Source organism: Dehalococcoidia bacterium (genome assembly GCA_028711995.1).
Taxonomy (GTDB): domain Bacteria; phylum Chloroflexota; class Dehalococcoidia; order SZUA-161; family SpSt-899; genus JAQTRE01.
Genome location: JAQTRE010000019.1, coordinates 20,434 through 35,544 on the forward strand (window position 1 = coordinate 20,434; position 15,111 = coordinate 35,544).

The window sequence follows — 15,111 nt, forward strand, 5'->3', positions numbered from 1 at the left end:
CCTCCGAAACCCCATGAACCTACAATCTGAAATATACTCCACGAGGCATCATTCCGCAACTGGCCATTGCCAACTTGTGAAGGCAGTATATTCAATCTTTCGTAGATGGCGGCATTCGATGGTATTGCCGCAGTTTCCGGATTGCCTGTGCTGCGCGGTTAACGGTTCGGTATGTTGGAATGCCGGCCGCATGGAATTTGGTCTGTTCTCTGAGTGTTATTTGTGTCCATGCGGGCACCCCGATTTCATGCAGGATAACAAGAACGGGTTTTCCGCACTCCTGGGCAGACTCTATGATTACCTGGTCCTTCCTCTCCGGATCCCTGCCCTTGCCGAAAGGAAACGTGGCATCAATCTGCTGATGCATAATGAGGGCGGATATCTCAGAACAGGAAGCGGAAATTCTGATAACCTCTCGGAGCCCTTGTAGAGACAGGTCAAACGGAATATCTATTGGATTACGCACGCTGGTCCCTGCAGATCCCATCCACTTGCCCAGCTCTCTTTGAATGTTGGCAGGCATTTCGGGGACCTTCAACCCCGCCTTTTCGCAGGCATCCGTGGCCAGCACGCTGCAGCCGCCTCCGCTGCCGATTATGGCTACGTTTTCTCCTTGGGGCGGAGATAAATAAAGGAAGGTCAACACGGTATCCATGAATTCCTCAAAATCCCGGACGCTGGTTGCGCCTGTCTGTTCCATCGCAGAATCCCAGATTCTTGCCGCACCGGCGATGGCGGCAGTGTGTGAAAAAGTGGCTCGTGTTCCAGCCTCCGTAGCCCCTCCCTTCAGCACTATCACCGGCTTGGCTTGTGTAGCCTTTTTGAGAACTGCCAAAAATCCGGCTCCGTCATCCACTCCTTCGATATAGGCTCCGATTACTTTGGTCTGTGTATCGGCTGCAAAATATTCCAGGAAATCGATTTCGTTGAGGTCGCAGGCGTTGCCGTAGCTCACCAGTTTATTGATATACACACCTCTCGTGCTTCCCGTTTTGACTATCTCAAGAGAGTTCATTCCACTCTGAGAAAAAACGGACAGCGCACCGGCTTCTCTGGGAAAATCCGGCCTCCACGATATGCCATTAGCGGGACAGTAGATTCCCATGCAGTTGGGGCCGATAACCCGCGTGTTCCCATTTCGAGCAATCTCACGGACATTTGCCTCAATAACAGCGCCTTCTTTCTCTCCGGTTTCACCAAAACCGGCAGTGTAGAAATGGACGTATTTCACTCCGCTCGCTACGCAATCCTCCATGATCTGTGGGCTGGATTGGGCCGGGACGGTCACGATGGCCAAGTCGACATTTTCAGGAATGTCCCGGATATTCCTGAAGACTTTCAATCCATTGAACTCGGTAAGAGTTGGGTGAACGGGATACAGATTCCCCCCGAATCCGAGAGTCTGCAGAGTACCGGTCCAGGTGTTGCCCCCGAACTTTTTTGGATTGGTTGAAATGCCGATGATCGCAATCGACCGCGGATTAAAAAGTTGATCAAGATCAGTTGCCATGCTCCAACGCTCCCTTGCTAATCATTTTGGCCCGACTTTCCCCGTATCAAGTTACGGCTCAATTATGGACCATATTATGCTACACTTACTGACTTATGGCAGTCAAATTACAGCTCTTCCAACACAGGATGGCCTAAACGGTTTTTGGTGATAGACAAAGCGGTTTGATCGTGGCAAGATAAGTCCGTGCCCATCAAGTCAGTTGCGTCATGAATTTCATCGAAAAGAAATCCATCAGCGAACGCAATATCTGCACCCAGTTCATCAATCCTGTGGCGGGGACTTGATGCAATGACCGGTGAACTGAAGATCATTGACAGCCACGTCCACCTCGATCTGATCGAGCGTCATCAGCCCCACCGTATCCAATGGCTGAAGGAAAACGGATGCGGCGTGGTCTCATGGGCATATTTCGAAGGGGTGGATTCGGTTTCTCGATTGGAAAGCTGTCTCAAGGCTAAAGCTCACTGCATCCGCAACCACTCCTCAAAGGGGTTGATGTGTCATTATCTGATCGGGATTCATCCCCGCTCTATTCCCCCGGATATCAAGCCCGAACACATCGGATTGATATTGGAGCCCTATCTGGAAGACCCGCTGTGCCGTGGGATCGGAGAGATCGGACTTGAAACCGGCGATGCCCGAGAACAGGAGATGTTCATCGCTCAACTCGAAATCGGCAAAACCCTCTTGAAGCAGGGAAGGGTGATTGGCGTTCACACTCCCCGATCCAATAAGCAGGCGATTACGGAGATCACTTTGAGCATCCTTGAAGACTTTGCGGAGATTTCATCATCGCTGGTCATCGATCACTGCACACCCGAAACCATCGTTTCCGTTCTCGATGCCGGTTTTTGGGCGGGGGTCACCTTAAGCCCTGTCAAAAGCTCGTGGGAGGAGATGAAAGGCATCGCCTCCATCTGTTCGGATCGCCTCGACCGCATCATGTGCAACACCGATTCCGGCGGCAAGTTTTATGAAGATGTGGTGAGTTGTCGCCTCAGCGATGACCTGCCGGATGGAATTTGCAAGAAACTTCTCTACGAAAATGCGGCCCGATTTTTCCGGATAGGTTAATTGAATCGTCAACACCACAGTCAGTCTTTCCCTCAGTCCCCCGATCTTGGGGGTGCCCGGCAAGAGAAGCGTTCACCCCATCGTTCAATCACTGTTTTTGGGTTGTGGAACTCGGCCTTGCAATTGCGTAGGATGTGGTGTATACTTATTAAAGTGGCTTTACATAAGGTTACCAACTTCCCCCCAACCCCTTAGAGTTTCCTTTCTTCACTCAAGGCACTTCTGCGAGGTATGGTTCTAGGTATTGGATGGCCGAAGTTCAGATCACAAATAATAAACGGAGGTCATTCAGATGAGTTTCACAGACAGATCATTGCAGTGCGCCGACTGCGGAGCAACATTCACGTTCACGTCCACCGAGCAGGAGTTCTTCGCCAACAAGGGTTTCACCAACGATCCGAAGCGTTGCAACGATTGCCGCTCAGCACGCAAGCAAGAGCGTGGTGGTGCTGGCAACGGTGGTGGCAACGGAGGCGGGTATAACAGCGGTCGGAGGCAGATGTATCCGGCAGTGTGTGCTACCTGCAAAACCAAGACCGAAGTGCCGTTCGAGCCTCGGCAAGACAGACCCGTCTACTGTAGCCAGTGCTACAGCAGCCAGGGTGGCGGATCCAGAAACAGGCGATAACGTCCTGAGCAGTCTCCCTATTGATTCTAACCTGAAATGTCAAGGCGCCCAGGATAATTGTGGGCCGGAGGAAACAGAATGACACGACACTCCGTGTTTCCCTGCTCACAATGGCTTGTTAGCACCAAGGCCATACGGCTGTCAAGAGGGTATTCTTGAAGAAAGGCCCTGATCAGACAGAATGATGCAGCACATTCTGATAAAAAACGGAAAGCTGCGGAGCTAGCCATAGAGGAGGTTAAGCATGCCTAAAACATGGTGGCCTGAGCGGCCTAAATCTGAACCCAAGGCTAAGGTTAAAGCTAAGCCTGTACATAAGGCTAAGCAGAGCTTGAGCGGACGCGTGAAGTCGCGGCCATGAGCGGATAAAATAAATTAGGATCGTGGGGAACGCCGGTTTCGATCCGGCATCCTCTCAGGCAGACTTTGAAAGGCGGGGACGTTGTGTCCCCGCCTTTGCTTATATTCGACGTCAACGAAAGTGGCCTGACTGTATTATCGCAGTCTCATCTGGGCTGACGATCCACATTTGCTGAGGGAGACGCCGTCACCCCAAAATAAAACTCGCATCGATCGAATTCACTCCAGGTGTTCTGATTGTCCACATTACCCTCAAGGCGCAAGACGAGTTTGTATGTACCCGGGGGGATATCGAGAAGAGGTTTGAATATGGTGGTGTCGTATCCAAGTTGGTCAGTTTTGGCAAACACGGTTTCCACACCGAATGGTTCTGACCATACCAATGAGTTGTCGTTCGCTCTTCTGATTTCGGCAATCGTTCGGAGATAGCAGGTAGTATCGGGTATGGCATAGTTGGCGTAACGGGGTATCACCGTGAGAGTGTCTGCTTGAGTTGCATTAAACCCATAGTTATCGTATTCTCCGTCCGTGTCCTTCTGGTACCAGTCGGTTCCACCAGCAGATACTTCGTACCGGTAACCCGAATACGGAGGCATGCCATCCCATCTGAGGGTGAGTTGATGTTTGTTTCCTTCGGCTAAAGTCGTAAACGACATGTCACCAGGTTGAACTTCAATGGTCGCCTTATTGTGAGCCGTCTGAAGCTGCGGCACTTTGGCATACAGCAGTTCCACATCTCCAAACGGTGAAGACCATTTGGTATCAATAAGGCTCGCGAATTCCGACCATGTGAATTGATGTTGAACGGTGTCCCAGCCGGTCAACCAGCCCGATGGATCGTTTACATACACATGATCGGATGGCCCCACCCCATCAAACCCTGTAGCGACAATGACATGTGATTGATCCCAAAATAAGACCCAGACCGGATGACCGGAAGCCAATGCCATCTGTATCTCCCGAACAAAGGATGAATTATCCCGGAAACAGTCCAGTTCCCAGGCACCCTCCATTCCGGCGCTATAATATGTCTCCACATAGTTCTCAACTTTGATCATACCGAGGAGCCCAAGGGAGTCAAAACCGTTGAGTGCCTCGTCTGGACCTTTGTCGAAATCTGCCGCTATCTGCCATGGTTTTCGATCGTAACCGTAGTACTCCAGAATCATCGACAGTGAAGTGGCCCAACACCAACTGGTATCGGCCTGATTATAATAAGGGACCTGGAGTTGACGCGGCGCGGGACTCTGTGGAAAAACAAACGGTTCGCTACGACAATTGTTTTCTTCATTTGACTCCAAGATGTCATTTTCAGCATCGGCGCACGCGGTAATATCGTGGCTGCCAGATGGAGGCACCACCAGCAAGGGTGATATCACCTTTATCGATCCTCCGGGATTCACGGCATCGTAGCTCGCAGCACTGACCTTTACCCCGTCAACGTAGAAGGTGACATGTTGGTCATTCCGGAAGCCGGCATCAGCCCGCTGATTTCCAACGGGCTTGACTACCGCGGTAATGGAGTACATCTGCGTCTTTGAAGGAGCGACGGAATTTGTCCAGATATCGGTGATAATCAAATCCGGCGCGATTGCGGTGGTGGCAATCGGATTGACCTTCTTATTGACACCCGATTCCGGTGTCAGCGTCTGGGCAACCACGCTGTATCGGACGCCTGCCGAGGGGGAAAGCGTCTTGCCGGCGAATTTACCATCGACGCATATGGAACAATCCATATCCGTGGTACCCGGCTTCACTACCCCATCGTCTACCCATACCTTAACCATTGTGCCTCTGGCTGCCGGGACTCCGTCAAAAGTGACCGAACCATAGAAACCGTATACGTTCGGCTGAGTAATGACCGCAGAGGGCGACAAGATTGCCACCACTGCTAACACTGCCAATGATAGAAACCGCTTGTCCATCGTATCCCCCTGCTTTCAGCCTGTCGGCTGGTCACGAACTTTTGATGAACTCCGTGATAACGGCCCGGGGGGTAGTGTCGTGGATTCTTGTGTCGAGAGTAGACACACCCAAGATTGATGGTATTTTAGCAGAGATACGTCGGTGTTGTCAGTCAACAATTGGTAAATAATTGGTAAAAAGCGGAGGAGTTCGCTGTGTCATCCTGGCCAGAAGTCACATCTTCATGCAAGAACCAGTCAGCAGCATCCAATTATGCTATACTAGGAACCTCCGATTAGTAGCGCAGCACTCTCGAAGATTCCATGCAGTGACAGCCGAATAGCAGTGAACAAAGGGACCTCTGATCAAGTGGTACAGGATTCCTCCTGCCGGGAGCCTGGGGCCAGGGGTTCAGAGATTCCCCAAGAGGGGGAACTGATGGCCTCGAAAAGAATCTCGAATGGAGTTCTGGGATTAGTTGTTCTTATGCTGATCCTTTCCCCCTTGGTTCTTGTGGACACTGCTGATGTATCTGCTCAGGATACCTATACCCTTTCAGGCCGAGCATATGCTGGAGAAGTGGGGAACGAAAATGGGCCGATTTCCGGTGTGACGATTTCGCTATATGGAGCCAACAACCCGTATCCCGATCCCGGAACCTTTATCATCAGCACCACTACTGATTCCAGCGGATGGTACGGTCTTCCCGTTCGGCCCGGGTATGAGTTCTACTCCATCCGGGCAAGAGACCCTTCCGGTTACGTTTCGAAGGGCGCAACATCAGTCAGCGGGACGGTTCGAACCGCCAACTGGATAGAATACGGCATTCCGCTGAATCGGAAAACACTGACCGGTAACCTATTCTGGAATACACAGGACTCTCGGTCCACTCCAACACCCACTCCAACACCCACTCCGACTCCTACCGAGATACCACCAGACGAAGGCTGGTGTTGTCTCAATGGGGACGTGTTTCCGGCCTCTAAACCCCTGTGCACCGGCGAGGGCGGTCAGTTCTTTTCTGCCGAAGATCAGGCATGGATCGCATGCGAGGGCAAAGAACCGCAAGAGGGCTGGTGCTGCCTGAATGAAGATATCTTTTCTGTTCCGGAATCCATTTGCGCTGAAGAAGGCGGAACGTTCTTTCCATCCGAAGAAGCGGCTGCCGAATTCTGTTTTGAAACACAGCCGGAGCAGGGCTGGTGTTGCTCCAACGGAGAGATTTTCCCTGCGCCCGAAAGTGACTGCATCGAAGACAGAGGCACATATTTTGTCAGCGAACCGGAAGCTTTGGAATACTGTCAATCACTGTCCCCGCCACAGGAAATCGGCGCTGACCTGACAATCACAGACATCTGGAATGAAGAAACCCGGATTTGCTATCAGCTTTACAATCGAGGCGCCCAGCCGATTGGAGCCGGTCATGTCTCGGCGCTGTTCATCGATGGCGAACTCGTAGCCAGGAACTTCATCGAAGTGGAGATGGGCCCCGATGAACGATTCGTCCGCTGTTTCGATTTCGACTGGCGATGCACACCTGACGATCATACGATCGCCGTACAAGCGGATTTCGAGAACACGATTGCCGAATATGATGAGGAGAACAATCGACGTGAGGAGGTCTGGCAATGTGACAATGTGGCACCACTGATTACGGATGGCCCATCAGTATCCGATATCACTCAGGATTCGGTGCTCATCACCTGGAAAACCAGCGAAGACGCCGATGGTACGGTACGATACGGCAATATCGCGGGGCGTTACGAATTGGAGAAAAACAATCCTGCTTTCTCGACCGACCATTCCAGCAGAATCACCGGGCTCAAACCCGCCACAGTCTACCATTTCACTGTCCGATCCACCGATATCGGCGGTAATGAAGTTGCCAGCCCGGACAGCACTTTCAAAACGCTCGCACCTCCCGATAATCTTTCGCCTACCCTGATCCTTCACCAACCCGGCCAAATGCGAGGGACTGTTCTCATTTCAGGCGATGCGCAGGATGATCAGGGCGTGGACCGTGTGGAATTCTACATCGATGACAAACTCATCTTCACAGATTATTCCGCACCGTTTGAGTTTTCCATGGATTCAACCCAGTACGATAACGGCATGCACGATATCAAAGGGAAAGTGTTCGATGTCACCCATAAATCGGGTGAAGATGACCTCAAAGCAGATGTGGGGAACCTTCAGGACAGAGATGTTCCCACCGTCATTATCACCTATCCGGCCACCGACCAGACGGTTTCAGGCAATGTGGATATTCAGGTCACTGCCGAGGATGACACCGCTTTGCTTTACGGCCGGTTCTACATCGACGGTGACTGGGCCGGAAACTGGTACCCGAGCCAGGAGGGAGCCAAAAAGGAGAGCTTCAAATTCCCATGGTACACAACGCAGTACAAAAACGGCAAATACCGAATCGCCTTCGAAATCTACGATACCGATTTCAATAAAGGCGTTGGTTACAAGGATGTGATCGTTGATAACGCGCCAAAACCCAAACCGGCAGAGCTGCAGATTATCAAACGCGATATTCAACGGACCGGCAATTATTTCACCGTAACGCTGACGGCCAAGAATTTCGGCGGAACTGAGGCCCGGAAAATACGAATCCTCGATTCCCACCAGCTTTTCCAGCCGATTTCGGGTACCAAAACAGAAGCCATTTACGAAGCCGAGTTCAAACCGGAACTGACCACGTGGGAGATGGAGATCACCAGCCAGGTGAATATCGGTCCGGGGAAAGAACAAAAATACACCTACATGCTTGTGCCCGTTCTGGTTCCGCCGGTTTCACTCCAGCCCATCCAGGGGGGATCTTCGATGTCCGGGCTGCCTCCAAAGAATCTGTTACCCATTATCGGAGGAACAAAATACGTCGATTCAACCGACCTCTGGTACGAGCCGCCCGACGCGAGCGAAATCTACAACAATCGATTCAAACTGTCTTCGATTGAAGCTGTCAATTACCAGTTGGCGCTTAAAACCTCCGATTACCTGATCGTTACCAGCCCGCGCAATCTCCTCAAGTTCAATCCCAAAAAAGATGTCAACCTGCTTTTGTCCTCAATGGCCGAGCTGGGGCAACTCAAGAACGGTGTTCTGGGATACCTCGATCCGGCAGCCCAGTTCAGCCGGGATTTGGAGCAGTATGATGCGCTGGCGGCAGGGGATGTCACCGGAGGAAGCTCCGCGGAAGTGATCGTCGCCGATAAGAGCGCCGATAGAGTTTATGTGTACACGGTTGAAGATAAGACGCTCAGCTTTACTTCCGCATCCGGTTTTGCTTCCTTCCAGACAAACTGGTGGAACGAGACCGAAATTCAAACCACATTTGACGATGGTGACCGGATCGCTGTAGGCAAGGTTACGGGATTGCCCAAAGAAGCCATAGTCGTGGCAGACCAAGTTGCGGACCAGATCACTACATACGATGGCGACGGCATTGTTCAGAGTTACTTTTTCCATACCTTCGATGCGTTTGACGGACTGGCCGTCGGCGATGTCAACGGGGACGGCGGCGAGGAGATCGTGATTGCCAACGCCAAGACGGACACAGTCTACACTTTCAAGTATAACGGTACCAAGATAGGCGAATTCAAGATGCCGTTCGATTCCGGCGATGGACTGGCCGTGGGCGATGTTGTGGGCGACAGCAAGGCGGAAATCATTCTGGCCGATGACAGCTCGGACAAGGTTTTCCTGTATGCGATGAATGGGAATCTGCTCTCCTGGTTCTATTATAAGTTCGATGGCGGTGATGGCCTGGCTACCGGCAACATGATCATCACCTGGCCGCAGGATAAAAGAGAGATCGTGATTGGAGATCCCAGAGGCAATGATATTACCATCCTGCGCGGTGACGGCTGGCCGCTTGACTGGTTCGAACGCGATTTCGAGGCGTACGATGGTCTGGCCACCGGCGATTTCGGCGGCGGGATTGACGATGTGATCACGGGCGATCAAAGTCAGGATTTCATCGATATCCACAGCCTTGACCAGACTACAGGTGATAAATATGTCCTCCAGAAACTCATCAAGGAATATGGCGAGTGGAGCAGCCAGCTCAAGAGCAACTGGACCTCCAATGGCTATCTGTTGATTGTGGGCGAGACGGAGATTGTTCCGGCCTGGGCCGGGAAAAGTCACGGCACGGTAAATACAACCAAGGGCAAGAGATCTCTTCAGGCAGACGTGACCGATTACCCGTATGCCAGCACCACCGGCGAAGAGGTAAAACCCGAACTGGCTATCGGCCGGATCATCGGTAACAGCGCTCAAGCCCTGCAAAAGCCGATCGAGGCAAGCATCAACGTGACGAAAAAGACCGCCGGATACGGCTACGAGCACAAAGATTACTTTGCCGTAAGCGGTTTCCCCGCAGGAGTCGGCGGCGGCGCGGACAGTATCGATTTCAAAACAGAACTGTTCAAAGTCGCGCTCATTATGAAGGGCAACAAAATCGATGGCGTGGTCATGTTCACCCCTGATTATGCCCAAAAGGACGCTTCCGGCAAGATCGATCAGTTTGCCACCGCCAATGCCATCGTCAGCAAGTTCTTTGGTAACTCGGCCAATCGGGATATCCTCTTTCTGACCGGTCACGGCAATTCCGGCGGATGGGACGGTATCGGCGCTGATGATGTTCTGCTTCAAACCGATCCGTTCGGGAATACAAACCCCGCAATTTATGCCGCCTCCTGTACCACAGGGGCATATCAGGCCGGGCTTTCGTTTGCCGAATCGATGCTGATGGAAGGCGCAGGCGTTTACTACGGCGCAACCAAATGGGGGCTGGGGAGCCATAGCTGGATTCATCAAAAATTCTTCGGTCTCTGGGAAGCCGGAACATCCATCGGCGAAGTGGCCCGAGATGTAAAACGAAGCATCGCCGATTACGACTATGGCAGCTATTCGTACCCGGATATCAAGGCGAGATACTACGCTTCGATCTATCACGTTTTCGGCGACCCGAAATACGGACTGGCAGGAGGAGGAATTTTGGCAGCATCCGGCGCTGCTTCGAGCAGTTCCGGCTCGCAAGGTTCGGGGCCCGAGCCATTGTCCTCGATAGATATTTCCGTTCCTTCTTACGAAACGGGTCAGTCCGAAGGCGAAACTTACGCGTCAATTCCCGGCGGCGATCAGTTGATGGTGGAAAACCAGCCGATAGTCCCGTTTTACCGGGTAACCTATGATTACCCCAAGGGATATCAGATTCAAAACGTCACTCTCACCGGGCAAGGGCAGGCCGCCACCGAATCCAATTTGAGCCTTCCGGCAACGATCGAGGGGATTGGCGATGAGGGAATGGGATTTACCCCATCGGAACAAACGGATGCCGCCGAATGGTGGCCGGCCAAAACCTATGACTGGTCTGTTTATGAAGACACGGACAAAACCACACTGGCAATCACCCTCTATCCCTTCATTTATAATTCGCTCACCAATGAGGCCAAATTCACTTCGGAGTTCAACTTCGATGTCGATTATATTCTTTCTTCGGTACAAATCGCCAGCGTCCAGCCAGACAGACACATTTATGAGTCCGGCGAGCCGGTTGTGCTGAACATTGGACTCCAAAACACGGGGGAAGACGGGCGGGATGTTGTGGTGAGCACGTTAATTATCGATGACGACTCCAGCGAGATTGTGGCTGGATTGCCGCTTCGTTCGCTGGGGGATATGAAAGGAACTTCCGCTTTTTCCGAAACCTGGGATAGCACCGGCATGAAAGCTGGTTACTACGAGGTAATTATTGAGGTATCGGACGATGCCGGAAATCTGCTGGATCGTGGTTTTGGGGGATTCCAGCTTGGACGGTCGATGGGCACAATCACTGAATTTACCGTGGTGCCCGCGCTGACCGATGGCGGCGAATCGCTCGATATTTCACTTAAATTTGACAATGTCGGTTCGACGGATATCACCGGCGCAGCCATGATTCGATTTCGTGACGCATCCGGCTCGGTCATTCATTTGATCACGCATGAACTTGAATCGATGACTCCCGGTGATTCTCTGTCGATAGCAGAAACATGGGATGCAGCGGATATTGCAGATGGCACGTATGAAGTCACTGCGCATGTTCTATATGATGGCAAGAGCACACCTGTGAAATCGACCGCTGTCAACATTGGTAAAGTCGCCGCTCTCGATAATCAGTTCCCATCGGAATCTGAAGGTGAGTCAGGCGGATCGAACACAGGTATTATCATAGGGGTCACTGCAGGCATGATTGCGCTATTTGTAATCAGTTTTGGACTCTGGCAGTGGCGAAGAAAGGATGCCGGATAGACTTCCCCCGACCTTACGGTCGGGGGATCAAGTTGGGAACCATACATAAAAGAAAGGGAGCCCCGAAGGGGGCTCCCTTTCTGAGTCTTTAATTGATTCTCCAACCTATCCAGCCGGAGGAGGAGGTGGTGGAGGTGGTGGAGGTGGTGGTGCGCCCATGTCACCGCCCGGAGGTGGTGGTGCGCCCATGTCGCCGCCCGGAGGTGGTGGTGCGCCCATATCGCCGCCCGGAGGTGGCATGTAACCTTCGCCGCCCGGAGGTGGCATATAACCTTCGCCGCCCGGAGGTGGCATGTAACCCTCACCACCCGGAGGTGGCATGTAACCCTCACCACCCGGAGGTGGCATGTAACCCTCACCACCCGGAGGTGGCATGTAACCCTCGCCGCCCGGAGGTGGCATATAACCCTCGCCGCCCGGAGGTGGCATGTAACCCTCGCCGCCCGGAGGTGGCATGTAACCCTCGCCACCCGGAGGTGGCATGTAGCCTTCGCCGCCCGGAGGTGGCATGTAACCATTAGCGGGGCCGGGTGTCACAGGAGCTTTCCAGCCTTCAACTGTAGGCGGACGCCATTGGTCAAGTGTGGGAGGTCTCCATTCCCCAGCCGGAGGAGGCCCCATATTGCCGTCAGGACCGGGCATCATTCCATCGGGCCCAGGTATAAATCCGCCGCCAGGGTTAGGTATCATACCATTGGCACCAGGCATGATTCCCCAGCCGCCATCGGGGAGTTGTCCGAATTGACCGACTCCCGGAGCTACGTAATTTTCCGGCAGCGCCGTCGGCCGCATGTAGTTGAAGGCTTGGGGATTGACGTTGCCCATCTTGTCAGGAGCGATACGCGCGATTTGATCTTGCCCCATGTACTCAAAGGCTCCGGGCGGGATGTAAGCCAGTTGCGCATCGCCCATTTGGCCCATAGACTCAGGCGAGATGTATTTGAAATTCTCTCCCTGCATGTTCTGGAAGGCATCCGGTCGAATATTACCGTAGTTCTCCGGTGGGATATACCCCATAGCCTCGCCCTTTATATAGCCAAAAGACTCAGGGTTAATGAATCCCATAGCCTCACCCTTCATCTGACCGAAGGCTTCCGGAGGGATGAAGTCGAAGTTCTCCGGTGGGATAAATCCCATTCCCTCGGGAGGCATATAGCCGAAGGCATCGGCTTTCATATGCTGGAATCCCTCAGGTTGGATATACTGGAAGGAATCAGCCCTCATATTAGCCATGTTCTCCGGTGGCATAAAATCGAAGGCTGCACCATTGATCTTGCCGAAGGTTTCGGGGTTGATGTGCTGGAAGTTGTCGGCATTCATGGTTCCGAATCTTTCGGGAGATACGAACTCAAAGTTATTCGAAGACATATACTCGAAGTTCTCAGGCGGAATAAAGTCAAACCCCTGTCCCTGAGATATCTTGCCGAAGTTCTCCGGTGATATGTGCGAAAAGGATTCGCCATTGATCTTGCCGAAGTCTTCCGGAGGAATGAAGCCAAAGGCTTCGCTCGACATTTCCCCGAAGGTCGCGCCCGGTACAAACTCATAGGCTTCACCCGGCACAAATCCCCAGGCTCCCGGTTTGGCGGTTCCGCCGACATCAGACGACATATCCTGCCAGGCATCGGCGGGCATGGTAGCACCCATGGAGTTTCGCATGTCGGCCTGTGCTTGAGCTTTAAATTCCGGCGGTACGAAATCGGATACCTTACCGAGAGTATCGATGATACCGGCAGTGGTTTTACCCTTTCCCTTTAAGGGAGTGGCTTTGAGGTTGTTGCCTATCTCACCGACAACCTGATCAAATGGCTTGAAACTGGTCATAAAGTCGCCTTCACCGGTTACGGGGAAGCCTGTACCCTCACCAGAAAGACTATCACCGGCGGGGCCCTTACGCATAACACCGGCCACGATCTGGCCGGGCTGCATGCCATCCATTCCTTTAAAGATCTTCCCTTCTCCGGTTATCTTGTCCGGGATGGTAATCTGATTGCCCTCGCCGACTACACCAATTTGGTGAGTAAATGAAGTCTCTTTTGGCCGCATCTTGGCACCCGAGGCCATGAACTGGCCGTCCTGTCTATTGCCAACCACCACGATGCGCTCTCCGGATTGCACTGCGCCAAAGTCGTATTCATTACCCACATACACATCCTGCGGTCCGTTGGCAGTACTGATGGTGATGATACCTGCTGCAGGATTGGCACTTAGAACATCACCGAAAAGGGCATCTGTGGGCCCCGGGAAGGGCTGGGGATTGGATTCCCCAACAGGGTTGCCAGCCTCCGGTCCGAGGTCTGCCGCTGGTTCCGGGATTGGAACAGGCAGTGATCCTTCCTCACCGGCAGGATTATCTGCCGGATTTCCTGTATCTACGATGGGAGGATTCACTGGGGGTGGATCCTCCTGCGCCATGACGACGGATGGCAGGAGTAACATGGCTGAAAGAATTGAGAAAAATAGTACCAGTTTAAAGAAACTCCTTCTCATTTCAATCCTCCTTTGGGATTTATTTCATCTGCCACTGTTGAGATTTGTGCCAGACGGCGGGTTTTAAGCTCAGTGAGTATTATTTATGAGGAAAGATAAACTACGGTCAGCACTTCCCCCATCTCTTTTCCTTCGAGATCGCTGGCTACGATTTCGATGAAATTGGCACCGGCATCCAGTGTGGTGGTGGCGATAAATTTCCCATCCGAGTTAACCGATGTCAGTATGCCATTGACACTGACAATGGCGGTGGGAATGGTGCTGCCGGTAACCTGTACTTCCGAGGTTCTTAACACGCTCTCATTTGCGGGAGATATGACTTCCAGATAGAGTTCTGGTATCTCCGGTTCCGGCTCAGGCGCCGACACTGCCAGCACTTCCGGCGATTCCCCCGCAACGATATCAATCTCCGCTTCTGATTGAGTTACGGCAGCAGACGATGGTGCTGACGTCAACTGTTCAGCAGGTTTCTCCGAGGCCAAGGTGGGATTGGTATCGGACCCTCCGCAGGCCCCCATTCCCGCAAGTGCCAATGTACTTAACAGCACAGCGACAATCAGTGATATGGACTTACCTGACTTCAACATATTCCGCCTCCTTAGTAGCTCTTCTCATGTTTATTGTTGCATCTTTGCTTCGCGCGGACCATATTACTTATCGTTCTGCGAGATTGGTACTTCCGGTAGATACACCTATGATCAAGCCCTTCACACCAAACCAGTTAAAGCGAAGATTGAACAGAGTCCCAGCGTTCTCGCTATCCAATAACCCGAAGGGCAGGGTTCCACGGGCTTGCCCGTGGGGGAATGAAGCGGCGTCGATATGATGTAAAATGTGG

Annotated in this window: 8 protein-coding genes; 3 read left to right on the top strand and 5 right to left on the bottom strand. The window is 52.5% G+C overall.

The annotated features are described in order from the left end of the window. Positions 1–91: 91 nt before the first annotated feature. A complete protein-coding gene (locus tag PHV74_04715; GenBank protein ID MDD5093670.1) occupies positions 92–1,510 on the bottom strand; it encodes a CoA-binding protein in 1,419 nt (472 codons plus the stop codon). 291 nt (positions 1,511–1,801) lie between these two features. On the opposite strand from PHV74_04715, the gene PHV74_04720 reads away from it, so the two are divergent. Beyond that, positions 1,802–2,587, top strand: coding sequence for a TatD family hydrolase (locus PHV74_04720; protein MDD5093671.1), 786 nt, complete (start codon positions 1,802–1,804; stop codon positions 2,585–2,587). 292 nt (positions 2,588–2,879) lie between these two features. Continuing rightward, positions 2,880–3,215 carry a zinc-ribbon domain containing protein gene (locus PHV74_04725; GenBank protein MDD5093672.1) on the top strand — a complete coding sequence of 112 codons (336 nt, stop codon included), beginning with the start codon at positions 2,880–2,882 and terminating at the stop codon, positions 3,213–3,215. 506 nt (positions 3,216–3,721) lie between these two features. On the opposite strand, the gene PHV74_04730 is transcribed toward PHV74_04725, so the two are convergent. Next, complete coding sequence (locus tag PHV74_04730) at positions 3,722–5,500, bottom strand: C39 family peptidase (protein ID MDD5093673.1); 1,779 nt, start codon at positions 5,498–5,500, stop codon at positions 3,722–3,724. 418 nt (positions 5,501–5,918) lie between these two features. Here PHV74_04730 and PHV74_04735 point away from each other — a divergent pair, with 418 nt between their 5' ends. Then, positions 5,919–11,783 (top strand): Ig-like domain-containing protein, encoded by a 5,865-nt coding sequence (locus PHV74_04735; GenBank protein ID MDD5093674.1) that lies wholly within the window; start codon positions 5,919–5,921, stop codon positions 11,781–11,783. Between the two features lie 105 nt (positions 11,784–11,888). On the opposite strand, the gene PHV74_04740 is transcribed toward PHV74_04735, so the two are convergent. From PHV74_04740 to PHV74_04750, 3 genes are all read right to left on the bottom strand, one after another. Next, on the bottom strand, positions 11,889–14,273 hold the full coding sequence (locus tag PHV74_04740; GenBank protein ID MDD5093675.1) for a hypothetical protein: 2,385 nt from the start codon (positions 14,271–14,273) through the stop codon (positions 11,889–11,891). Positions 14,274–14,356: 83 nt separating this feature from the next. Beyond that, on the bottom strand, positions 14,357–14,860 hold the full coding sequence (locus PHV74_04745; GenBank protein MDD5093676.1) for a hypothetical protein: 504 nt from the start codon (positions 14,858–14,860) through the stop codon (positions 14,357–14,359). Between the two features lie 67 nt (positions 14,861–14,927). Further along, positions 14,928–15,111: hypothetical protein (locus PHV74_04750; GenBank protein MDD5093677.1), on the bottom strand; the 184-nt coding region annotated here is incomplete at its 5' end.

Excerpts from the sequence above, each read along its gene's own strand:
- PHV74_04715 (MDD5093670.1), bottom strand. The coding sequence starts at position 1,510 with ATGGCAACTGATCTTGATCAACTTTTTAATCCGCGGTCGATTGCGATC.
- PHV74_04720 (MDD5093671.1), top strand. The coding sequence starts at position 1,802 with ATGACCGGTGAACTGAAGATCATTGACAGCCACGTCCACCTCGATCTG.
- PHV74_04725 (MDD5093672.1), top strand. The coding sequence starts at position 2,880 with ATGAGTTTCACAGACAGATCATTGCAGTGCGCCGACTGCGGAGCAACA.
- PHV74_04730 (MDD5093673.1), bottom strand. The coding sequence starts at position 5,500 with ATGGACAAGCGGTTTCTATCATTGGCAGTGTTAGCAGTGGTGGCAATC.
- PHV74_04735 (MDD5093674.1), top strand. The coding sequence starts at position 5,919 with ATGGCCTCGAAAAGAATCTCGAATGGAGTTCTGGGATTAGTTGTTCTT.
- PHV74_04740 (MDD5093675.1), bottom strand. The coding sequence starts at position 14,273 with ATGAGAAGGAGTTTCTTTAAACTGGTACTATTTTTCTCAATTCTTTCA.
- PHV74_04745 (MDD5093676.1), bottom strand. The coding sequence starts at position 14,860 with ATGTTGAAGTCAGGTAAGTCCATATCACTGATTGTCGCTGTGCTGTTA.